This is a genomic window from Limimaricola variabilis (assembly GCF_014195545.1).
Taxonomy (GTDB): domain Bacteria; phylum Pseudomonadota; class Alphaproteobacteria; order Rhodobacterales; family Rhodobacteraceae; genus Limimaricola; species Limimaricola variabilis.
In genome coordinates this window covers 239177-259816 of the sequence record NZ_JACIBX010000002.1, presented here as the reverse complement: position 1 = coordinate 259816, position 20640 = coordinate 239177, and the positions used below count along the sequence as shown (strand labels likewise).

General features: G+C 70.4%; 16 protein-coding genes. 4 read left to right on the top strand and 12 right to left on the bottom strand.

Features of this window, described 5'->3' with window-relative positions:
* Nucleotides 1-14 precede the first annotated feature (14 nt).
* From addA to regB, 7 genes are all read right to left on the bottom strand, one after another.
* Nucleotides 15-3386, bottom strand: a complete 3372-nt coding sequence (gene addA / locus FHS00_RS04335) for a double-strand break repair helicase AddA (RefSeq protein ID WP_183470225.1) — start codon at nucleotides 3384-3386, stop codon at nucleotides 15-17.
* Nucleotides 3383-6334 (bottom strand): double-strand break repair protein AddB, encoded by a 2952-nt coding sequence (gene addB, locus FHS00_RS04330; RefSeq protein ID WP_183470223.1) that lies wholly within the window; start codon nucleotides 6332-6334, stop codon nucleotides 3383-3385. Before addB ends, addA begins: the two co-directional genes overlap by 4 nt.
* Entirely contained in the window at nucleotides 6324-7022 is a 699-nt protein-coding gene (locus tag FHS00_RS04325; RefSeq protein ID WP_183470221.1) for a nucleotidyltransferase family protein, read from the bottom strand. Before FHS00_RS04325 ends, addB begins: the two co-directional genes overlap by 11 nt.
* Nucleotides 7019-7966, bottom strand: coding sequence for an aminoglycoside phosphotransferase family protein (locus FHS00_RS04320; RefSeq protein ID WP_221188706.1), 948 nt, complete (start codon nucleotides 7964-7966; stop codon nucleotides 7019-7021). The genes FHS00_RS04325 and FHS00_RS04320 overlap by 4 nt, the downstream gene beginning before the upstream one ends.
* The gene (gene tsaE, locus FHS00_RS04315) at nucleotides 7959-8426 is read right to left on the bottom strand and encodes a tRNA (adenosine(37)-N6)-threonylcarbamoyltransferase complex ATPase subunit type 1 TsaE (protein ID WP_183470219.1); all 468 of its coding nucleotides are present in this window, start codon (nucleotides 8424-8426) and stop codon (nucleotides 7959-7961) included. The genes FHS00_RS04320 and tsaE overlap by 8 nt, the downstream gene beginning before the upstream one ends.
* Nucleotides 8427-8473: 47 nt before the next feature.
* Nucleotides 8474-10123, bottom strand: coding sequence for a PAS-domain containing protein (locus FHS00_RS04310; RefSeq protein WP_183470217.1), 1650 nt, complete (start codon nucleotides 10121-10123; stop codon nucleotides 8474-8476).
* Nucleotides 10124-10199: 76 nt separating this feature from the next.
* Nucleotides 10200-11573 carry a sensor histidine kinase RegB gene (regB, locus tag FHS00_RS04305; RefSeq protein WP_246391043.1) on the bottom strand — a complete coding sequence of 458 codons (1374 nt, stop codon included), beginning with the start codon at nucleotides 11571-11573 and terminating at the stop codon, nucleotides 10200-10202.
* Nucleotides 11574-11664: 91 nt separating this feature from the next.
* On the opposite strand from regB, the gene FHS00_RS04300 reads away from it, so the two are divergent.
* Nucleotides 11665-12291, top strand: coding sequence for an SCO family protein (locus tag FHS00_RS04300; RefSeq protein WP_183470215.1), 627 nt, complete (start codon nucleotides 11665-11667; stop codon nucleotides 12289-12291).
* Between the two features lie 52 nt (nucleotides 12292-12343).
* Nucleotides 12344-12895: an ActR/PrrA/RegA family redox response regulator transcription factor gene (locus FHS00_RS04295; RefSeq protein WP_183470213.1), complete on the top strand. Its 552-nt coding sequence runs from the start codon at nucleotides 12344-12346 to the stop codon at nucleotides 12893-12895.
* 111 nt (nucleotides 12896-13006) lie between these two features.
* Here the strand turns inward: FHS00_RS04295 and FHS00_RS04290 are convergent, their stop codons facing one another.
* On the bottom strand, nucleotides 13007-13903 hold the full coding sequence (locus FHS00_RS04290) for a DUF6692 family protein (RefSeq protein ID WP_183470211.1): 897 nt from the start codon (nucleotides 13901-13903) through the stop codon (nucleotides 13007-13009).
* A gap of 104 nt (nucleotides 13904-14007) precedes the next feature.
* On the opposite strand from FHS00_RS04290, the gene FHS00_RS17855 reads away from it, so the two are divergent.
* Entirely contained in the window at nucleotides 14008-14391 is a 384-nt protein-coding gene (locus FHS00_RS17855; RefSeq protein ID WP_183470210.1) for a metal-sensitive transcriptional regulator, read from the top strand.
* Between the two features lie 47 nt (nucleotides 14392-14438).
* Entirely contained in the window at nucleotides 14439-15053 is a 615-nt protein-coding gene (locus FHS00_RS04280; protein WP_183470209.1) for a L,D-transpeptidase, read from the top strand.
* A gap of 54 nt (nucleotides 15054-15107) precedes the next feature.
* On the opposite strand, the gene FHS00_RS04275 is transcribed toward FHS00_RS04280, so the two are convergent.
* The 4 genes from FHS00_RS04275 to FHS00_RS04260 all read right to left on the bottom strand — a co-directional run bounded on the left by FHS00_RS04275 (nucleotide 15108) and on the right by FHS00_RS04260 (nucleotide 20473).
* Nucleotides 15108-15539 (bottom strand): DUF411 domain-containing protein, encoded by a 432-nt coding sequence (locus tag FHS00_RS04275; protein WP_183470208.1) that lies wholly within the window; start codon nucleotides 15537-15539, stop codon nucleotides 15108-15110.
* A gap of 177 nt (nucleotides 15540-15716) precedes the next feature.
* Nucleotides 15717-16037, bottom strand: a complete 321-nt coding sequence (locus tag FHS00_RS04270; protein WP_183470207.1) for a hypothetical protein — start codon at nucleotides 16035-16037, stop codon at nucleotides 15717-15719.
* Nucleotides 16038-16154: 117 nt separating this feature from the next.
* Nucleotides 16155-19283 carry an efflux RND transporter permease subunit gene (locus FHS00_RS04265; RefSeq protein ID WP_183470206.1) on the bottom strand — a complete coding sequence of 1043 codons (3129 nt, stop codon included), beginning with the start codon at nucleotides 19281-19283 and terminating at the stop codon, nucleotides 16155-16157.
* Nucleotides 19280-20473 (bottom strand): efflux RND transporter periplasmic adaptor subunit, encoded by a 1194-nt coding sequence (locus tag FHS00_RS04260; RefSeq protein WP_183470204.1) that lies wholly within the window; start codon nucleotides 20471-20473, stop codon nucleotides 19280-19282. The genes FHS00_RS04265 and FHS00_RS04260 overlap by 4 nt, the downstream gene beginning before the upstream one ends.
* Between the last annotated feature and the right edge of the window lie 167 nt (nucleotides 20474-20640).

The window sequence follows — 20640 nt, the reverse complement described above, 5'->3', positions numbered from 1 at the left end:
GCGGGTGGGGCGCGTCAATGGGCGGCGCGGCGCAGGGCCGTCATGACCAGATCGCGTGGCAAGGGCATCAGCCTGGCGCCATGGGTCCACAGCACCGCCACCTCCACCCGGCGGTCCGGCCAGAGTGCCTCCAGCATCGCCGCATAGGCGCCCATCTGCCGCAGGATCCCCTCCGGGACCTGCTCGGGATGGTCGGGCACCAGCCGGTTGGTCTTGAAGTCCACGGCCAGCACCCGCTCCTCGCCGATCAGCAGCCGGTCGATGGCGCCGTGCAGCCGCTGCCCGCCCAGCGCGTCGAGATCGGCGGTAATCGCGGCCTCTGCCAGTGCATCGGGGGCGAAGACCTTATCCAGCCCCGGCGCCGCGACGAGGCCCAGCGCATCCGTCAGGATCGCTTCCGGATCGTCGCATTCGACCGTTTCCTCGGCATTGTCGAGGAGCCTGCGTCCCTGCGCGGCGCGATGCGCCTCCGGCAAGGCGGGCAGGTGTTCGAGCAGCAGGTGCATCAAGGTACCGCGCGCCCGCGCCGCCTCGCCCTGCTCGGGTTCGGTCTCGCCGGGCATCACCTTGGCGCCGCCGAGATCCGAGGGGGTGAGGATGGCGGGCGCGCTCTCGGGCATGGCCACCGCCGGGTAGGAGGGCGCCTCCGGCAGCGCCGCGACGGGGGCGCGGGGCGCGAGCAGCTCGCCGCAGGCCCAGTCGAGATGGGCGTAGCGCCGCCCTTCCCCGCCGGGCATCGGCGCGACTTCGGCACCGAGCCGGTCGAGCCCCTCGGCCATGGTCGCGTGCCAGCTGTCGCCGCCCTCGCCCACATCGCCCGCCGCGCAGCAGATCAGCCAGCTCTCGGCTCGGGTCATCGCCACGTAGAGCAGCCGCCGCCGCTCGCGCTCCTGCGCGTCGACCAGCTCTGCGCGCAGCGCCTGCAGCGGCTCGGGGCTCTCGGCCACCGGCACGGCCCAGAGCTGCGCGCCCTCGGCCTCGTAGAGCTTGTCGCGCAGGTCCACCCGGCGCTTGGCGGTGTCGGGCAGGATCACGATCGGCGCCTCGAGACCCTTGGCGCCATGCACCGACATCACCCTGAGCCGGTCGCCCGCGGATTCCGCCTGCCGCTTGATCTCCAGCTCGTCGGTTTCCATCCATTCGAGGAAACCGGTCAGCCCCGGCACCTGCGTCTGCTCGTAGGAGAGCGCCTGCGACAGCAGCGCGTCGATGCCGTCCTCGGCCTCCGCGCCGAGCCGGGCCAGAAGCTTGCGGCGGCCGTCATGGCGCAGCAGCAGCCGGTTGATCAGGTCGTAGGGCCGCAGGAAGTCGGCCTGTCGGCGCATGTCGTCGATCACCGCCATGGTGTCGGGATATCGCTCGCGGGCGTCGCGCAGCCGCGGCCACAGATGGCCGGGGCGGCCCTGGGCGAGGTCGTAGAGATCCGCCTCGCTCCAGCCCAGTATCGGCGAACGCAGCGCGCAGGCCAGCGACAAATCGTCCTCCGGCAGCGCGAGGAAGCGCAGGAAGGCGGCGATGTCCTTGACCGCCAGCTCGCCGCCGATGCGTAGCCGGTCGGCCCCCGCCACGTCGAGCCCGGCTGCCTTGCAGGCGCGGATGATCTCGTGAAACAGCGCCGAGCGGCGCTGCACCAGGATCAGCACGTCGCCCTCGCTCACCGGGCGGCGGTCATAGACACCGGAATGGCCACGCTCGACCGGGATGGTCTCCTCGGCCTTCATGCGCTTGATCTCGTCGGCGATGCGCCGCGCCAGCACCACCGAGGGGTCGGTCGCGCCGGGCCGGTCGACCGGGTCGGTCCAGGGCGTGTCGTCCTCTTCCTTCTCGGGCGGCTCGACCGGCGGCCAGAGGTCGACCCGGCCCGGCATCGCCGATTTGAAGGCGCGGTGCGGCACTTCCTGGCCCAGCCCCTCACGATGCGGGCCGACGAAGGTGGCGTCGACCGCGCGCAGCACCGCCTCGGATGAGCGGAAGGAATATTCGAGATCGAGCCTGTTGAGCCCCTGCCCCGCAGCCTCCAGTCGCTCCGCGAAATGGCGCTGCATCTCGTCGAAGCCCTCGGGATCGGCGCCCTGGAAGGAGTAGATCGACTGCTTCTTGTCGCCGACGACGAAGATGGTGCGGCGGTGCTCGGCGCGCGCGCCCTCCCCGGCCGCGAATTCCTGCGCCAGCCGCTCGATCACCGCCCATTGCGCCGGAGAGGTGTCCTGCGCCTCGTCGACGAGGATGTGATCGATGCCGCCATCGAGCCTGAACAGCACCCATTGCGCCACCGCCGGATCGGTCAGCAGCTTGCGGGCGCGGCCGATCAAATCGTCGAAATCGAGCATGCCGCCAAGCAGCTTGCGCCGCTCATAGGCCGGGACGAAGACGCGGGCGAAGGCGTCGAGGGTGCGGGTCTTGTCGAAGGCCGCGAGCGCCAGCCGCGTCTGACGCCCCTCCTCGACGCGCGCCATGAGGTCGTCGAGTCGCTCGATCAGCGCCGGTTCGCTCTCGCGCAGCGCCTTGGTCGGGAACTTGCCGATCTTGGCGCCGTAAGGCGTCTTGGCCGAGGCACCGAACAGGAACAGACTCTCGAGCAGGTCAAACAGCGCCGCATCGGGCGCGGCCTTGAGATCCACCTTGTCGAGCCGGTCGGCAGCCTTGAGATCGGTCGAGGTGCCCCGGCGCAGCAGCACCCGCAGAGCGCCGAGCGTGTCGAAATCCTCCGGCTCGAGCGCGACGTCGTGGAACCGCTCGGTGGTGAGCCCGGCGGGCAGATCGAAATGCCGCGCCAGCGCCGTCGGGTCGGACGCGCCCAGGAAAGCCTCGCGCCGAGCGGTGATCTCGCGCAGCAGCGTGTCGAAATCGCCTTCGGAGGCGAGCATCGCCAGCGCGTCGACCAGCGGCCGCTCCGGCCCCGCCGCCATCACGTCGACCACCTCGGCGCGCAGCAGCTGGGCGGCGCGGTCCTCCATCTCGGTGAATTGCGGGCTGACCCCGGCTTCGAGCGGGAAGCGGCGCAGCAGCCCGGCGCAGAAGGAATGGATGGTCTGGATGCGCAGCCCGCCCGGCGTTTCGATCGCGCGGGCGAAAAGCGTGCGTGCGGCCCGCAGCGAGATCGCCTGCGGCGTGCCGAGCCGCTCCAGCGCCTCGCGCAGCGCCCGGTCCTCCATCATCGCCCATTGCCCGAGCCGCTGGAACAGCCGGTTCTGCATCTCGGAGGCGGCGGCCTTGGTGTAGGTCAGGCACAGGATGTTCTGCGGATCGGTGCCGTCGAGGAGAAGCCGCGCCACCCGGTCGGTGAGCACGCGGGTCTTGCCCGACCCGGCATTGGCCGAGAGCCATGTGGAATTGGCCGGGTCGGCGGCGCGGACCTGCCGTTCGGTCGCCTCGTCGCGGATCATCCGACCGCCTCCCCCTCGGCCTTGGCCGAGAAATCCCATTCGCCGAAGCGCGACAGGTGGTCGTAGTCGCTGCGGTCCTTGTCGCTCATCAGCGCCATCCGTGCCGAGTAGCCGCGATCGCGCTCCTGCCAGCGGGCGATCAGCTCGCGCAGCTGGGCCCAGACCATGTCCGGCGGGATCTCGTCGAGCGGTGCCTCCACGACCCGGCCGCTGCCGGCGAGGCCGATATAGGCCGCGCCTGCGACCCGACCCGGCCCGGCCTTTTCGAAACCGCCGCGCTCGGCCATCGCCGCTTCGAGCAGGAGTTGCTTCTCGAAGTTCTTCTGCTGCGGCCCGGTGGGCGGGCTGCCGGTCTTGTAGTCATAGATCCTGAAGCCGTCATCGCCGACATCGATCCGGTCGGCCTGCGCGGTCAGGGTGAAGTTCAGATCCTCGATGGTGGCGGCGCCGTCGATCTCGAAGTGGCGCGGGGTCGCCAGCTTCTGACGCGCCGCCTCGGTGGTCAGGAACCAGTCGCTGATCCGGGCGATCCGCGCGATCCAGAGCCTGCGCACCGTGGGCCAGGGACATTCGGCCTCAAGCACCCGCTCGGTCACCGCGAGGAGCCGCGCCTTGGCGATCGGGTCGCTCGGCGCGAGCCCTTCCTTGAGGAACTCCTCGAACACCTTGTGCAGCACCGTGCCGCGCAGCGCCGCGTCCGGGCTCGGCGTCAGAGGATCGAGACAGCGCAGACGCAGCACGTGACGGGCATAGATCGCATAGGGGTCGCGGATCAGCGTGCGGATCGCGGTGACCGAGAGCCTGTCGGGCCGCGCCGCCAGCGGTGGACGCGGGCTGGGGCGACGGGCGGGCGGCACCCGCGCCTCGGGCACCGAGAGCGCCGTGGCCCGGGCCAGCCAGTCCGCGCCGCGGGCACGCATCGCCGCCAGCGCCTGACGTCCGCCCTGTTCCGGCAACCCGTCGAGCAGGTTGGTCAGCCGGTTGATCCAGCGCGACGGCACCGTCTCGCTATCCGCGGAGCGGGTCGAGCGGGTGATCCAGACCTCGCGCACCGCGACCGCCTGCTGGTAGTCATGTGCCGAGAGGCCGATCCGCCGTTCGGGCAGCAACAGCCCGGCCTGGGCCCGCATCCGGCGGTTGAGCCAAGGGTCTGCGGGCGGCGCCTCGGGCCAAGAGCCTTCGTTCATCGAGGCGAGGATGGTGAGATCGGCGCCCTGCACCCGCGCCTCGAGCGTGCCGCGGATCAGCACCTGCGGATGGCCGATATCGGGATTGCGCACCTCGACCCGGCGCATCACCCCGAGAAACAGCGACCGGTAATCGCGCAGCGGCATGGCGCCCGCCGCCTCGGCATGCTCGGCCAGACCGTCGCAGGCCTGCCGCGCGGCGCGGCCCGCCGCCTCGTCCCAGAGCCCGCCGGCGCCCTGGATCCCGGGACCGGCGGCGAGGCATTCGGCGAGCTTGAGATGGCAGGCGAGATGCTCGGAGAGCGGCTTTTCCGTGCCGTTCGGCACGAGGTCGAGCGCCTCGCAGACCCAGTCGGACCAGCCCATCCGGCCGGGATCGCGCGTGCCGGCCTTCTCCGCCCAGCGCCGCAGCACCGCGTCGTCGGGATAGGCCGCGCCCTCGCGCCGAAGCCAGAGCTCCAACTCGCGGGTGCGCAGCAGGTGTGGGCCGCGTTCGCGCCCCGAATGGCACAGCGGATGCTTGAGCAGCGACAGGATCGCCGCCGGGCCGGGGCGCTCGCCCATCACCTCGCCGGCAAGCCGCAGGAACCGGCCCGGGGGCGTCAGCGGCAGCGGCACGCCGGCGCTGTCGTCGGCCACGAGGTTCCAGCGGTCGAGCGCGGCCGAGACCTGCCGGGTCAGCATCCGGTCGGGGGTGACGAGGGCGACGGTCTTGCCCTCGTCGACGGCGGCGCGCATCCGCAGCGCGATGGTCTCGGCTTCCATGCGAGGCGAGGGCGCCTCGAGCAGGGTCATGCCCTCGGTTGCGGGGCCGAGATCGCCCAGTCCCGGCCCTTCCTCACGCCACTGGTCGGTGACCGGCGCCGGGCGCAGCGACAGCGACACCAGCCGGTTGCGCGCGGGCGAGGGCGCGGGCGTGTCGTGCCACAGCCGCAGCTCCTCGGCCTCCATGTCGAGCATCCGCAAGATGCGGCGGAAGCGGAACTGCGGGTGATCCTCGGCGGCCAGCGCCTCGTCCAGCCGCTCCCAGACCTCCTGCGGCTGATCCATGTCGACGCCGGGCAGCACCACCGCCCCCTTGTCCTGACGCGCCACCGCCTGCAGCAGGAGCGCCGTCGCGCCGCGCGACCCGGTGGATCCGGCGACGATCACCGGGTCGGTCGGGGGAGTAGTCTCCCAGCCTTCGATCAGCCGCTCCACCGAGATCCGCTGGCGGGCCTCGAGGTCGGGCGCGGCATCCGGCCCGAACCAATGGGTGACGATGTGCAGGAATTGCAGCGACCGGGCCCAGTGGCCGGACAGGTCGCTGACGTCGAGGGCCGAGAGATCGTCGGGGCTCACGCCCTCGCCTTGCATCTCGTCCATCAGCCCGGCGAGGCTGTCGGCGAGATCGTAGACCGCCGCGCGCGGGGCAAGGTCGGGCTGCGCTTCGACCAGCCTCGAGACTAGCTGCGTCAGCTCCAGCCGGCGGCGCAGCGGCGCCACGGGCAGCGGCAGGTCCGGCCCGAGCGGGTCGAGCGCCAACTCGGTGATCAGCCGCAACCGGGGCAGCAGCGTGGCGGGACCGGCGTCGAACACCTCGCGCACCCTGCGGCGCATCCGGTTGGTGCCCAGATAGACCGTCACCCGGGCCATCGCCTCGGGTCCCTGCGCCCCGAACCGGGCCCGCAGACCGGCGACAAGCCCTTCGGCAAAATCGACGCCGCAGGGCAGGGCGTAAAGATGCGCCGCCCCCGCGTCGGGGAAGGTCTCAGACGGCATGGGCGTCCTGCAGCATGGATTCGGCGATCTCGATGCAGTCGGGGCGGCCGACATCGCACCAGCGCCCGTCATGCACCACGCCGTAGAGCCGGCCCCGGGCCGCGATCTCGTTCCACAGCAGGTTGAGCGAGAAGGCCTCCTCGGGGATCGCGTCGAGCCCGTCGGGCACGATGATCTGCGCCCCGGAATAGACATGGCCGGGCCCGCGCGAGAGCCGCCCCTCGGCATCGATCAGGAAATCGCCGGCGCCGGAATGGGCCATCGCGTTCTCGCGCGGGAGCAGCAGCAGCAGCGCCTCCATCCGCGACGGATCCCAGGCCCGGCGCAGCGCCAGAAGCGGGTTCGGCCCGGCCCAGATCGCGTCGGAATTGAGCGTGTAGACCGGGCCGGGGCCGAGCAGCGGCCGCGCCTTGCGGAGCCCGCCGCCGGTCTCGAGGAGCTTCTCCGTCTCGTTCGAGAGGATCACGTCGCGATCCGCGAGATGCTCGCGCAGCACCTCGCTCCGGTGATGCAGGTTGACGACCCGCCGGAGCGGCATCAGCGGCGCGGTGAGATCGAGCGCGTGGTCGATCAGCGGCCGGCCCGCCACCTCGACCATCGGCTTGGGGCGCTGGGCGGTGAGCGGGCCCATGCGACGGCCGAGACCGGCGGCGAAGATCATGATGGCGCCGGGCGCGTGGGTGGTCATGCGGCGGTCTCCTCGGGGGCGGGGATGGCGGCGGCGAGGGGGGCGAGCCCGGCCAGCGCCGGATGGTCGAGATCGGCGCGGATCTGGCGCCAGACGCGCGGCATCAGCGCGAGATAGCGGGTCTTGCCGTCGCGCCGTGCGAGTCGGGCAAAGATACCGAGAATGCGCAGGTTGCGCTGCACGCCCAGCGCGGCGCAGGCGGCGGCTACCGCCTCCGGGTCGCGCCCGGTCGCAACAGCGAAGCGCTGCATCATGGCATGGCGCAGATCCTCGGAGACGTCGCGCCGCGCGTCGCGCAGCAGCGAGACGAGATCGTATTCGGGCGGGGCCAGCAGCGCGTCCTGGAAATCCAGCAGACCGATCCGGTCAGTCCCTGCGCGCTCGGGCCGCCAGATAAGGTTCTCGGCATGGTAGTCCCTGAGCGCCAGTACCGAGGCCGCGGGCGCGTGCTGCTCAAGCGTGTCATGCAGGGCCGATTGCAGCGCGCGGAGGTCAAGGCCGGGCGCGTACCATTCGCCCAAGGGGGCGATCATCTCCGCCCCGACCGACGGGGTCAGCGCAGCAAGCCCGGGGGGCGGAACCGCGGCCTGCAGCCGGGCCAGCGCGTCGATCGCGATCGCGTAGGGGGTGGTGTCACGGGGATGCGCCTCGGCCCAGCCCGCGACCTGGATCTCGCCCAGATCCTCGATCACCGCGAGACCGGCCTCGCGGTCAAGCGCGTGCAGGCGCGGCGCGCAAAGGCCGATCCCCGTCAGGTGCACGGCGATGGCCACGAAGGCGTCGAGTGCGGCGCGGCCTTCCGGCGGACAGATCATCAGGATCAGGCTGTCGCCACCGGGCGCGGCCAACCGTTCGTAGCGGCGCGCCGAGGCGTCACCGGCCAGCGGCCGGCGGGCATGGCTGTCGAAGCCGTGCCGGGCGAGGAAGGCGTCGATGTCAGCCAAGGAGCGGCTCCAGTCGCTCGCGCCAGGCGGCGGGCCCCGAAACGGTCAGCAGATGCCCCTCGGGGCGCGCCTCGAAGGCCAGCGACAGCGCGTCCGCCGGGGCCATGTCGCCCATCCGGTCGGGCCATTCGATCAGGCAGATGGCCCGACCCATCGCCTCTTCGAGGCCAAGCTCGACAAGCTCGAACGGGTCGGAGAGGCGGTAGAGGTCGCAATGCCAGATCTCGGCCCCCGGAGTCTCGTAGCTTTGCACCAGCGTAAAGGTGGGCGAAGGCACTTCCTCGTCGGGGTTGCCGGTGCGGGCACGGATCAGCGCGCGCGCGAAGAAGCTCTTGCCGGCGCCGATCTGGCCGGAGAGCAGCAGCGTGTCGCCCGGACGCAGCAATGGCGCCAGCCGCGCGGCGAGGGCGTGGCTGTGCGATTCGTCGGGCAGGGGGATCGGACCGGCCTGGAACGTCATGGCCGCAACCTAGGCGCTGGGCCGTGTGCTGCAAGCCGAAACGGCCCTCAGCGGCCCCTTGCGCGGACCGGCGCTTCCGGATCGTGCTGGCCGGGCGCCCCGGTCTCGGCGGTGGTGATGCGGGGGCCTTCGGCGGCATCCTCGGCAAAGCCGATCAGCATGGCGCCGCCCGGCAGCGGCAGGTGGCGACAGGTGAGCCCGCGCCCATCGGCCCGGCGCAGCCGTTCCGTTCCGGCGCTGCGCTCTCCAAAGCCGCCGACGAGGTCGCGCAGACGGCCCGGCGCCGGGCTCGGCGCGAGGCCCTGCTGCCAGCGTGCGACCTCTTCGGTGATGCCGGTCTCGGCCAGACCGGGGTCGGGTGCGCCCCAGAGGGTCTCGTAGGCCTCGTTGTGCAGCAGCCGGGTGCCGCCCGCCGAGAAGACCGCGATTGCCTCTGGCAGCGTGTCGAGCACGGCGCGGGCGGTGTCGATCTCGGCCCGGAAGTGCCGTGTCAGGGAAATCTCGGCGCTGATGTCCTCGAACAGGAAAGCGACGGCGCCGTCGGGATGCGGCCTGCCGGTGACGCGGTAGGTCTGGCCGCCGGGCAGGGACCATGTCTCGCAATAGGTGCCGCGCGTGGCCTGCGCCTCGAGCGCCGCGACCTGCTCCCGCCAGCTGGCGTAATCCTTGGGTTCGGGCAGCATGCTGCGGTCGCGCAACCGGTCGAGCACGGTCTGCACCTGCGGGCGCGAGTTGAGAAAGGCGATCGGCAGGCCGGTCAGGTCGTGGAAGGCGGGGTTGAAAATCACCAGCTTGCGGTCGCGGTCGAAGATGGCGAGACCGATGGCAAGCTGCGCGAAGGTCTTGGTCAGGGTCTGCACGAACTTGCGGCGGGCCTGCTCGGCCTCGACGATCTCGGTCACGTCGAGCGCGAAATGCACCGTTTCGGTGCCGCGATGCAGTCGGGTGACCTCGAACCAGCGCCGGGCGGGCCGCCGGGGCTGAGACAGGCTGACCCGGCAGCTCTCGCCCTCGGGCCCGGCAGGCTTGAACTCGCCCACTTCGAAGAGCCGGTCGGGCGGCCAGCCGCGCCCGTGCTCGGCCCCCTCATTAAGCCCCTGTCCCGCATCCCCGGCGGGCTGCGTCGCCTTGGCCTGCGCCTCGGCGAGCCGCAGATAGGCACGGTTGGCCCAGCTCAGTCGGCCCTCGCCGTCGATCTTCCAGATTAGCTGCGGCGCGTCCTCGCCGATGCAGCGCAGGGTCTCCAGCTCGTCCTGAAGCGCTGCAAAGGCGATCGCGTCGATCGAGGTCTGATCGGGGGCGGAGGGCCCGCCCGGGCAGAGGCTGAGCCGCAGCAACCCGTCCCAATGCTCCAGTTCGAGCCAGCCGATGCCGCCGCGCGCCTCGATCCGCCGCCGCCCGTCGCCCTCGAGCGCCGCGAGCCGCCGCGCCAGACCGGGAAAGCGGTGATCGAGCAACGATACCAGCAGGTCGCGCTCGGTGCCCGGCCCCTCGAGCCGGTCGAGCAGCCGCCGCGCCGGGGCTGTGGCGTCGATCAGGCAGTCGCCGTCGAACAGGAAGACCGACCTCAGCTCCGCCGGAGCGGGACGGGACCGGCCGCCGGGGGCCAGCCGCGCCAGCAGCGTCACGATCGCCGCCGCCGCGAGGGTCGAGACGCAGATCACGATCAACAGGGGCAGGAGCGGGGTCAAGGTCATGGAACATGCAACCAGAGCGAAATCGCGCCCAGATTGTGTGCGAAGTCTTAACCGTGTGTTAACCAGCCGCGCCGGCTCAGGGCAGGAAATGCGGGTTCGGCGCGGTGCCGGCGTCGGTCGCCTCGATGGTCTCCCGCGGCCAGACAATCATCACGATGGCGCCCCCCGCCGCGTCGCCGCTGGCGCGCAGCCGGTCGCCGCCATTGGCAAAACTGAGCCGGGCGCCGGATCGTTCGAGCAGTGTCTTGGCAATGAACAGCCCCAACCCCATCCCCTCATAGCCGGGCCTGCGGCGCGAGCGCATGAAGGGGTCTCCGATCCGGCCGATCAGTCCCGGCGGGAAGCCCGGCCCGTCATCCTCGATCGTCACCATCACCGCCTCGGGGGTCCAGGAGAGGTCGATCTCGACCCGGCCACGGGAGAAATCGACCGCGTTCTGGATCAGGTTGCGCAGCCCATGGACGATCTCGGGGCGGCGGTGGATCAGCGGCTGCAGCTCGGCTTCGGCGCCGCTGCCGGGCTCTGCGCCGACCGCGAAGACGACATCCCGGCCGCGCGCCAGATGCGGCTCGGCCGCCTCGCGCACCACCGCCTCGAGCGGCGCCTGCCGCAGGTGGGTGTCCTCCTTGCCGGCCCGGCCCATGGAGCGCAGGATATCGCGGCAACGGATCGCCTGGGCCCGGATCAGCGCCGCGTCCTCGGCCGCGTCGGGCCGGTCGGCCAGATCGTCGACCAGCTCGCTGGCGGTGAGGGTGATGGTGGCCAACGGCGTGCCCAGCTCATGCGCCGCCGCCGCCACCACGCCGCCCAGATCGGTGAGCTTCTGCTCGCGCGCCAGAGCCAGCTGGGTCGCGGCCAGCGCGTCGCCCATCGCCTGCATCTCGAGCGTCACCCGTCGCACGTAGAGGGCGATGAACAGGATGCCGATCGCCAGCGCCAGCCAGAAGCCGAAGCGCAGGAGCTCGGGCAGCGACAGCGCCACCATCTGCGGCGACAGCACCGGTCGGCTCCATAGCCACAGCACCGTCACCGACACCAACGCCAGCCCGCTGACCAGCAGCACGCCGGGCAGCCGCAGCATGGTGGCGGAGATTGTAACCGGCGCCAGCATCAGCAGCGCGAAGGGATTGTCGAGCCCGCCGGTAAGCCACAGGAGTACCGAGAGCTGCGCCACGTCGAAGACCAGCATCGCGGCGGCCTCGCCCTCGCTCAGCCGGCGCGTCGCCGGCAGCAGGAAGGCGGCGAGCAGGTTGGCCAGCACCGCCGCGCCGATGGTGATCGCCACGAGTCCGCTGGGAAAAACGAGGCCATAGACCGTCGCCGCCACCAGCGCCGCCGCGGTCTGCCCGGCGACCGCGATCCAGCGCAGCAGGATCTGTGTCTTGAGCCGGACGCGGTTGCGGCGGCCCAGATCGCGCAGCATCGCGAGCTCGGTATCGGCTGGGGGCAAGGCGCGGCTCCGGCTCGTGCGTCAATCTCGCCCATTGATAGGGCGGGGGCGGACAGGCATCAATGCGGCGCCCCGTCCCACAGGAGATACGATGCAACGCCCTGTCGCCCTCGCCGCCGCCGGCATTCTCGTCACCTTCGCCGGGGGGGCGCTGATCGCCACGACGATACTCGCCCCGGCGGACCGGATGGCGGCCTGCCGGGCCAGCAACGTGGCGGGCGGGTTCGACCGGTTGGGCGGGCCGTTCACGCTGCTCGACGGGGCCGGGCGCGAGGTCACCGACGCGGATGTCATTACCGAGCCGAGCCTGATCTATTTTGGCTACACCTCCTGCCCGGATGTCTGCCCGGTCGACAACGCCCGCAACGCCGCCGCGGTCGACATCCTCGCCGAGGATCACGGCATCGACGCGCAGCCGGTCTTCATCACGGTCGATCCGGCCCGCGACACGCCCGAGGTGATGGCCGACTATGCCGCCAACATGCATCCCGAGATGGTCGGATTGTCGGGCAGCGAGTCGCAGATCGCCGCGGCGGCCAAGGCCTATTCCACCTATTACGCCAAGGCGGACGAGGACCCGGATTATTACCTGATGAACCACCAGACCATGACCTACCTGGCGCTGCCGGGGCTGGGCACGGTCGAGTTCTTCAACCGCGACGACGGGCCCGAGGAAGTGGCGGAGCGCACCGCCTGCCTCGTCGAGGCCGCGGATTGACCGGGCCGCGCCCGCACCTAGTTTCGCAACACGATACCAAGGAGATCCGGCCATGAACGCGGAGGCGATCGATCTCGGCCCCGATCCGAGCCTGCTCCTCGTCGATGACGACGAGGCGTTTCTCAAGCGGCTCGGCAAGGCGATGGAGAAGCGCGGCTTCGCGGTGACCATGGCCGGCACGGTCGAGGAAGGGCGGCGCATCGCCACCCAGCAGCCCCCGGCCTACGCGGTGGTCGACCTGCGGCTCGAGGATGGCAATGGGCTCGACGTGGTCGAGGCGCTGCGCGAAGCGCGCCCCGAGGCGCGGATCGTGGTGCTCACCGGTTACGGTGCCATCGCTACCGCCGTGGCCGCTGTGAAGATCGGCGCGACCGACTACCTGTCGAAGCCCGCCGACGCGACCGAGGTGACCAACGCGCTCTTGGCGCGAGGCGACGCGCTGCCGCCGCCGCCCGAGAACCCGATGAGCGCCGACCGCGTGCGCTGGGAGCATATCCAGCGGGTCTACGAGCTGTGCGACCGCAATGTCAGCGAGACCGCCCGCCGTCTGGGCATGCATCGCCGGACCCTGCAACGCATCCTCGCCAAGCGCAGCCCGCGATAGGCCCGGCACCGGAACGGTACCTGCGGAAACGGGCTGCAACCGCGTATTCGGCACTAAAACGACGACGGCCGCCCCCGTGGGGCGGCCGTTTGCATGTTAAGTGTCCGGGGATCAGGCGGCGCAGTCGAGGAAGCCGCGATAGCCGACGGTCAGGCCCTGTTCGAGATGGAACACCATGTCGGCCTCGGCGCGACGCAGGCTATCGCCGGTGTCGGTCCAATCGGCTTCGGGGTCGGGCATGATCGTGATCTCGGTCCCCGGCGCGGTGAGCCGCGCGCCATCCTCCAGCGTCTCGACCGCGACGGGGGCGTCGGCGGCGAGCTGGATCAGCGTGCCCGACAGCTTGATCGCACCGCTCTCACCTGCCATCGCCAGCACCGGCTCGCCGGCATTGGTGCGGCGAAACTCGCAGGCGGCCCCGGACGACAGAACGGTCTCGATCTCCTCGGGCTTGAGACCGGCGGGATCGATCCCGGCCAGCTCGGCCGCGCCCAGCGCCTCATCGACGCTGCCTTCCTCGGCAGGGGCCTCCGGCTCGCCCAAGGCGGGGTCGGTGGCGATGCCGTTCTGCTCGATATCCTCGATCAGGTAGCGCATCTCGCCGATCTCCTTGCGCTGGGCGGCGATGATCTCGTCGGCGAGCTTGCGCACGCGCGGGTCCTCGATCTGCGCCCGCTCGGAGGTCATGATGGCGATCGAATGGTGCGGGATCATCGCCGCCATGTAGCTGGTATCGTCCACCGTCTCCTGGCTGCGGATCAGCCAGAGCGTCACGCCGAAGACCACGACCGCGCCGGCATAGATCGCGATGTTGATCGCCTTGTTCGCGTACATGGACAGCATGAAGCTGAGCATGATCACCGCCATCACCCCGCCCATCAGGAGCGCCATGTAGGTCCGGGTCTCGCTGAAGAAGATGTGCTCGAAGGCGTAGGTGTTGATGTACATCAGCCCGAACATCACCACCGTCGAGGTCGCGATCATCGCGGCGAAACGCCAGTAGGACATGGGAACTCCTTTCGACTGCGGGGATCGTCCCCGGAAAACTCGTGACCGCCCTGCCATCTCGGAACGGCCTTGGCCCGGAGAAAGGCGACTGCTTGGCGCCTCGGATGGCACCGGTCTCGCCACAATGGGCAGCCTTTGTGTATACCCTCGCCGGGTATAGCGGGAACCCTTCGCCTCCCCTATGGTTCCATCAACGGAGGCACCGGGAATGCAGGAAAAAAAAGAACAAGGCCGCCATTCTGAAACGACTGGCTCGGCTCGAAGGGCAGCTTCGCGGCATCACCAAGATGGTGGAGACGGATCGCTACTGCGTCGATGTGCTGATGCAGACGGCAGCAGTGCGTTCCGCGCTCCGGGCAGTGGAGCGGCTGATCATCGCGGATCACGCCGATCACTGCATGGAGAAGGCCATCCTCTCGGGCGATCCGGACGAACAGCGCGCCAAGTTCGGTGAGCTGGTCGCGCTTCTGGAACAGGCCCGCGATTGAGGCCGACCCTGCTACGACCGGACAGCCATGCAAGCGAAAGGACCATCATGGACAGACGGCATATCCTCAAAGGCGCGATCGGGCTGGGCATGCTCGCCCTGCCGGGGCTGCTACGGGCACACGGGGCCGAGGCGCTGCCCGAGCGCTTCCTGCCGCGCGAGGTGGATGTCGCCACCGGGCTGACGCCGGGTGAGATCCACGTCATGCCCGACGAGTTCGCGCTCTACTGGACGCTGCCCGGAAGCCGGGCGATCCGATACAGCGTCGGCATCGGCCGCAACGATCTCTACCATGCCGGCAGCTATGTCGTCGGCGCCAAGAAGGAATGGCCGAGCTGGAAGCCGACGCCCGCGATGATCAAGCGTGAGCCCGAGAAATACGAGAAATACGCCGAAGAAGGCATGCCCGGCGGCATCGACAACCCGCTCGGCGCGCGGGCGCTCTACCTGTTCGTCAACGGCCGCGACACCTATCTGCGAATCCACGGCACCAACGCGCCCTCGACCATCGGCCGGGCGGTCTCTAACGGCTGCGCGCGCCTGATCAATGAGCATATGATCGAGCTCTACGAGAAGGTGCCGGTGGGCACCAAGGTGTTCCTCTATCCCAAGGCGGGCAATCCCTATCGGCCCGACGCGCATGGCATGGACCACCACGGCTGAGTGCGAGCCGACAGGGCGGGGCCCGGCGCATGGGGGCGCCGGGCCCCGTTTTCGTTAATCAGCCGGCCAGGGCGTGACGGTGCCGTCGGTGCCGATCATCACGACGTCGAGCTCGGCCTCGGGGTCGTCGCCCATGCCGGGCGCCCCCATCGGCATGCCGGGCAGGCTGAGGCCCACCGCTTCTGGCTTTTCCGCGAGAAAGCGCGACAGGATGTCGGCGGGGACGTGACCGCTCACCGCGTAGCCGTCGATCAGCGCGGTGTGGCAGCCCTGCTGGCCGAGCGGCACGCCCGCTTCCTTGTTGACGGTGACGAGGTCGTAGGTCTCGACGATCTCCACCTCGAAGCCGTTCTCGCGCAGATACTCGGCATGGGCGGCGCAGCAGCCGCAATTGGGATCCTTGTAGAGGGTCATGGTCTCGGCCAGCACCGGCAGGGCGGTGAGGCTGAACAGGGTCGCGGTGGTGAGGGTCCTGAGGGTCTTCATCAGTGTCTCCTTGGAGGGATCAATTTGCGACGCGGGCCAGCGCCGCTCCACCCGGCGCCGAAGCGCCGGCGAGTAAGCCGCGTCGGGTGAAACCCGTGGGTGCATGTGGATGGTCCTCGGTCGCATAGGGGCCGCGCATGGCAGCATTCGCCCGGGACCCTGTGGGTCCGGACGGCGTCAGGACAGGTGACGTGGCGGTCGCGGGATCGGGGCCGGGCGGAGGCCGGCCAGGGCCACGGCGTCCGAAAAGCGCGGCAGGGCGCGGGCGCGCGGTGCAAATCGTGTCTCGGGCGCGCGGGCCGTGGTGATGGCCGTAGGCGCAAGGCACATGCCCGCGGCGCCGCAGCCCATGCGGTCCACCGGTGCGCCGGTCTCGCATTCGGTGCAATCGGTCATGCCCATCTCGCCATGCCCGGCTTGCGCCGCCTCCGAGCCGGTCGGCGCGAGCGGCAACAGCAGGCCGAAAATCAGCAGGCAGATGGCGAGAATCCGTGTCACGCGGCGACTATGGCCGGGCCGCCTCGGGCTTCGCAAGGGGTGGCCGATCACTGCAGGGTGGGCGCGATGTCGCGGTCCTTCCCAGAGCGGTCCGGGGGCAGGATCGTTTGTGGCAGGTCAGGCCGATGCGGGCTCGGGGGGTGCGGCGGCCGCGCGGATGGCCCGACCCTGTCCCAGCATCAGCATGGCGGGGGTCACCACCAGCGTCAGCACCGTCGCCACGATCAGCCCGCCGGCGATCGCGCTCGACAGCTCGGTCCACCATTGGGTCGAGGGCGCGCCGAGCACGATCTCGCGGGTGAAGAAGTTGAGGTTCGCGCCGATCACCATCGGCATCAGCCCCAGCGCCGTGGTCACCGAAGTGAGCAGCACCGGCCGCAGACGCTGCGCGCCGCTGCGCAGCGCCGCCTCGCGCGGGCTCATCCCCGACCGGCGCAGATCGTTGAAGGTGTCGATCAGCACGATGTTGTTGTTCACCACGATGCCGGCCAGCGCGATCACACCGATGCCGCCCATGACGACGCCAAAGGGGCGGCCGGTGACGATCAGGCCGAACAGGACTCCTGCGACCGAGAAGACGATCGCCGACATCACCACGAGGCTCTGCCAGACGCTGTTGAACTGGGTCAGCAGGATCGTGAACATCAGCAAGATCGCCGAGACGAAGGCGCCAAGGAGGAAGATCATCGCCTCGGCCTGGTCCTGTGCCTCGCCGCCGAAGGACCACTCCACGCTGTCGGGCAGTTCGGCCGAGGCCAGTGCCCCGCGCAGCGCGGTGATCCGCTCGTCGACCAGTTCGCCCGGCGCGACATTGGCCTCGATCGACAGCACCCGGCGTTGATCGATGCGGCGGATGATGCCGGTGCGCGGGCTGGGCTCGAAGGTCACGAAGTTCGAGATCGGCACCAGCCCGGCATTGGTCGGCACGCGCAGCGACTGTAGCTCCTCGAGCGTGCGCGCGTCGGAGGGAAAGCGCACGCGGATGTCGACCGAACCCTCGGCGTCGGCGGGGCGGTAGTCGGCCACGGTGATGCCTTGGGTCAGGAGCTGAACCGCCTGGCCAAGGAGCGAGACGTCGGCACCGAAGCGGGCCGCTTCCGAGCGATTGACGCGGATGCTCCATTCGACGCCGGGCAGGGGGCGGGTGTCGGTGACGTCGGTGAAGCCGCCGAGCCGCTCCATCTCCTCGCGGATCGTGGCCACCGCCGCGGTCTGCGCCTCCGGGTCGGAGCCGCGCAGTTCGAGCCGCACCGGCTTGCCGGCGGAGGGGCCGTTCGAGGCGGTCTGCACCTGCACCTCGATCCCGGCGATATCGGCCATTTCCTCGCGGATTTCGGCGCCGATCGTCTCGGCCGTGCGGCGGCTGTCCCATTCGGTCAGCTCGAGCTGGATCGTGCCGATCACCTCTTCGTCGCCCAAGCCCGAGGCCGAGCTTGAGCGGGCATAGACCGAGGCGATCTCGGGGTCGTCGAGCAGCCGCTCCTCGACCCGGCGCACCAGCGCGTCGCGCTCGAAGACCGAGAAGTTGTCGCGGGCGCGCAGCTGCACCTGCATGAAATCCGGCTCGACCGAGGGGAAGAAGCTGACGCCGTTGCCCAGCTGGCCATAGGTGCCGAAGGCGGCCAGCAGGAAGGCCACGGCGAAGAGAAGGGTCGCGCCGGGGCGCAGGATCGCCTTTTCCAAGAGCCGCACATAGGCGCCGGTAAAGCCCGGCAGGCGGCGCGGGTCGCCACGCTCGGCGGCATGCAGCACCGCCTTGTCGATGGCCGATTGCGGCGGCCTGCGGCCGATCAGCCCGCCCAGCACCGGGATGAAGACCAGCGCCATGAACAGCGAGGCGGTCAGTGTCAGCAGCACGGTGATCGGCAGGAACTTCATGAACTCGCCGACCGTGCCGCTCCAGAACAGCAGCGGGAAGAACACCGACAAGGTGGTGGCGGTCGAGGCGATCACCGGCCAAGCCATGCGCTTGGCCGCGTCGGCATAGGCCTGCTTCGGGCTCGCCCCCTCCTGCAGCCGCCGGTCGGCCAGCTCGGTGGTGACGATGGCGCCGTCGACCAGCATGCCGACCACCAGGATCAGCGAGAACAGCACCACGAGGTTCATCGTGTAGCCCATCGCCCACAGCATCGCGACGCCGGCGAGGAAGGCGCCCGGGATCGACAGCCCGACCAGCAGCGCCGAGCGGATGCCGAGCGCCCAGACGATGACGATCATCACCAGGATGACGGCGGCGATGACGTTGGCCTCGAGATCGGAGAGCATGGTCTTCACCTGCTCGCTCTCGTCCTGCATGTAGTTGATGTCGACGCTGTCGGGCCAGTCGGCCTGGGCCTCGGCCACCACCGCCTTGACCGCCTCGACCGTGTCGATGACGTTGGCGCCGATCCGCTTCTTGATCTCGAGTGCCAGCGCCGGCTGGCCGTCGATGCGGGCGAAACCGGATGGGTCGGCAAAGCTGCGGCGGATCGTGGCGACGTCGCCGAAGGTGACGACCGTGTCGCCGCGCACCTTGACCGGCAGCGCCATCACGTCCTCGACGTTCTCGATCAGCCCCGGCACCTTGAGCACGATGCGCCCGGCGCCGGTCTCGATCGCGCCGGCGGCGATCAGCCGGTTGTTGCGGCTGATCTGGCCGATCAGCTCTTCGAAGGAGATGTTGTAGGTCTCGAAGACGGTGGGGTCGATCAGCACCTCAAGCAGCTCGTCGCGGGCGCCGGCGAGGTCGACCTCGAGCACGCCGCTCAGCCCTTCGATCCGGTCCTGCAGATCCTCGGCGAGGCCGTTGAGCGTGCGCTCGGGCACCGGGCCCGACAGGATCGCGGTCAGGATCGGGAACAGCGCGGTGTTGGTCTCGGTCACCACCGGCTCGGCCGCGTCCTCCGGCAGCTCGTTCGCGGCGCGATCGGCCGCCTCGCGCACCGAGTCGAGCGCCTGATCGGCGTCGAAGCCGGGCTCAAACTCCAGCATCACCGCGCCGTGACCCTCGCGTGCCGTGCCTTCCATCTTGCGCAGCCCGGTGAGGGACGCGAATTCGGTCTCCATCGGCTCGACCAGCAGCCGTTCCGCGTCCTGCGGGGCGATGCCCTCGAGCGTGGTGAAGACATGGACCAGCGGGATCGGGATCTCGGGCGAGCTTTCCTTGGGGATCGCCATGTAGGAGACCGCGCCAACCCCGAGGATCGCGATCAGCGCCAGCATCACCGTCCGGGTGCGCCCGAAGGCGGCGTCGATCAGACGGTTCATCGGGCCGCCTCGACCAGCACGCGCGGCGCCGCGTCGTCCTGCACGGCGGCGGCGCCCTCGGCCGAGGCCGTGTCGGCGGCCGGGTCGCGCGGGTCGACCAGCTCGCCGTCATTCACGAAGCCCTGTCCCACGGTGATGATCCGCGCCTCGTCTGGCAGCCCGGCGAGCCAGACCCCGTCGGTCTGGGCGCGGATGATCTGGACGGGTTGGAACACCACCCGCGCCGCGTCGTCGACTGTCTTGACCCCGAGCGTGCCGTCGGTGTCGAGCGACAGGATCGCCGGTGAGACGAAATGCCCGGTCCGCTCGCCGGTGGCGATGCGGACCTGGGCGCTGACCCCGGCCGGGATCGCGCCCTCGGGGTTGGCGACCTCGATCTCGGCGGTGAAGGTGCGGGTCTGGGGATCGGCGCTACGGCTGACGAAACGGACCTCGCCGGGGGCGGTGTCGCCGGTGATGAAGACCACCTCCGCCTCCAGCCCCGAGGTGATCTGGGAGAGCTGCTGCTGCGGGACCTGGATCTCGATCCTGAGCGGGGTGGCGTCGACCACCCGGGCGATCGCGGCGCCGGCGGTGACGAATTCGCCCGCCTCGACCTCGAGATCCTCGATCCGGCCATCGAAGGGCGCGCGCACCACGGTTTCGTCCATCGCCTCCTGCGCGGCGGCGAGGGCGGCCTCGGCGGCGGCCAGATCGGCGCGGGCCTCGGTGACGCGGTCCTGCGTGGCGCTGCCCCGCTCGAGCAGGGTGCGGGCATTCTCGAGCTCGCGCGCGGCGCGTGTGCGCTCTTCCTCCGCCCGGGTCAGATCGGCCGCGCTGCGGGTGGTCTCGAAACGGGCGATGACGTCGCCCGCCACAACGCTGTCGCCGCGCCGCACAGGCACCTCGGCGATCTGGCCACGGGTCTCGGCGAGCACCTGGGTGTCGCGCTCGGGCAGGGCTTGGCCTTCGGCGGCGAAGACCTGCGCCACGGCGCGGGCTCGGGAGGGCTGGACCTCGACCGCGACGCGGCGCGGGGCGGGATCGGGGACCGCCGCCTCGGGGGCAGGTTCCGACGGCAGCACGAGGCCGCTGCCCATCCAGCCGACCAGCGCCAGCACGAGCCCGCCCGCGACGTATTTGGCCCGCCCGCTGCCGGCATCGTCGTCGAAGCGCAGCGGCGCGGGGGCGGTCTCGGTCTCGATGGTCATGGAGGCTCTCCTGCAGCCGCGCCGAAGGGCGGCCCTTGCGCGCGTCGAGGCCGCATATAGGTAGCGGGCAGGTATCCGTCCAGTGGTTTCAGTATTGACTGAACGATCTGTAAATACGATGTGCGGCACCCGGCGCTATATGGACCCTCGCGGGCCTTGCGACTAAT

What these genes read in the sequence shown, in the direction of transcription:
- addA (WP_183470225.1), bottom strand. Translation starts at nt 3,386, where the DNA reads ATGATCCGCGACGAGGCGACCGAACGGCAGGTCCGCGCCGCCGACCCG.
- addB (WP_183470223.1), bottom strand. Translation starts at nt 6,334, where the DNA reads ATGCCGTCTGAGACCTTCCCCGACGCGGGGGCGGCGCATCTTTACGCC.
- FHS00_RS04325 (WP_183470221.1), bottom strand. Translation starts at nt 7,022, where the DNA reads ATGACCACCCACGCGCCCGGCGCCATCATGATCTTCGCCGCCGGTCTC.
- tsaE (WP_183470219.1), bottom strand. Translation starts at nt 8,426, where the DNA reads ATGACGTTCCAGGCCGGTCCGATCCCCCTGCCCGACGAATCGCACAGC.
- FHS00_RS04310 (WP_183470217.1), bottom strand. Translation starts at nt 10,123, where the DNA reads ATGACCTTGACCCCGCTCCTGCCCCTGTTGATCGTGATCTGCGTCTCG.
- FHS00_RS04300 (WP_183470215.1), top strand. Translation starts at nt 11,665, where the DNA reads ATGCAACGCCCTGTCGCCCTCGCCGCCGCCGGCATTCTCGTCACCTTC.
- FHS00_RS04295 (WP_183470213.1), top strand. Translation starts at nt 12,344, where the DNA reads ATGAACGCGGAGGCGATCGATCTCGGCCCCGATCCGAGCCTGCTCCTC.
- FHS00_RS04290 (WP_183470211.1), bottom strand. Translation starts at nt 13,903, where the DNA reads ATGTCCTACTGGCGTTTCGCCGCGATGATCGCGACCTCGACGGTGGTG.
- FHS00_RS17855 (WP_183470210.1), top strand. Translation starts at nt 14,008, where the DNA reads ATGGCACCGGTCTCGCCACAATGGGCAGCCTTTGTGTATACCCTCGCC.
- FHS00_RS04280 (WP_183470209.1), top strand. Translation starts at nt 14,439, where the DNA reads ATGGACAGACGGCATATCCTCAAAGGCGCGATCGGGCTGGGCATGCTC.
- FHS00_RS04275 (WP_183470208.1), bottom strand. Translation starts at nt 15,539, where the DNA reads ATGAAGACCCTCAGGACCCTCACCACCGCGACCCTGTTCAGCCTCACC.
- FHS00_RS04265 (WP_183470206.1), bottom strand. Translation starts at nt 19,283, where the DNA reads ATGAACCGTCTGATCGACGCCGCCTTCGGGCGCACCCGGACGGTGATG.
- FHS00_RS04260 (WP_183470204.1), bottom strand. Translation starts at nt 20,473, where the DNA reads ATGACCATCGAGACCGAGACCGCCCCCGCGCCGCTGCGCTTCGACGAC.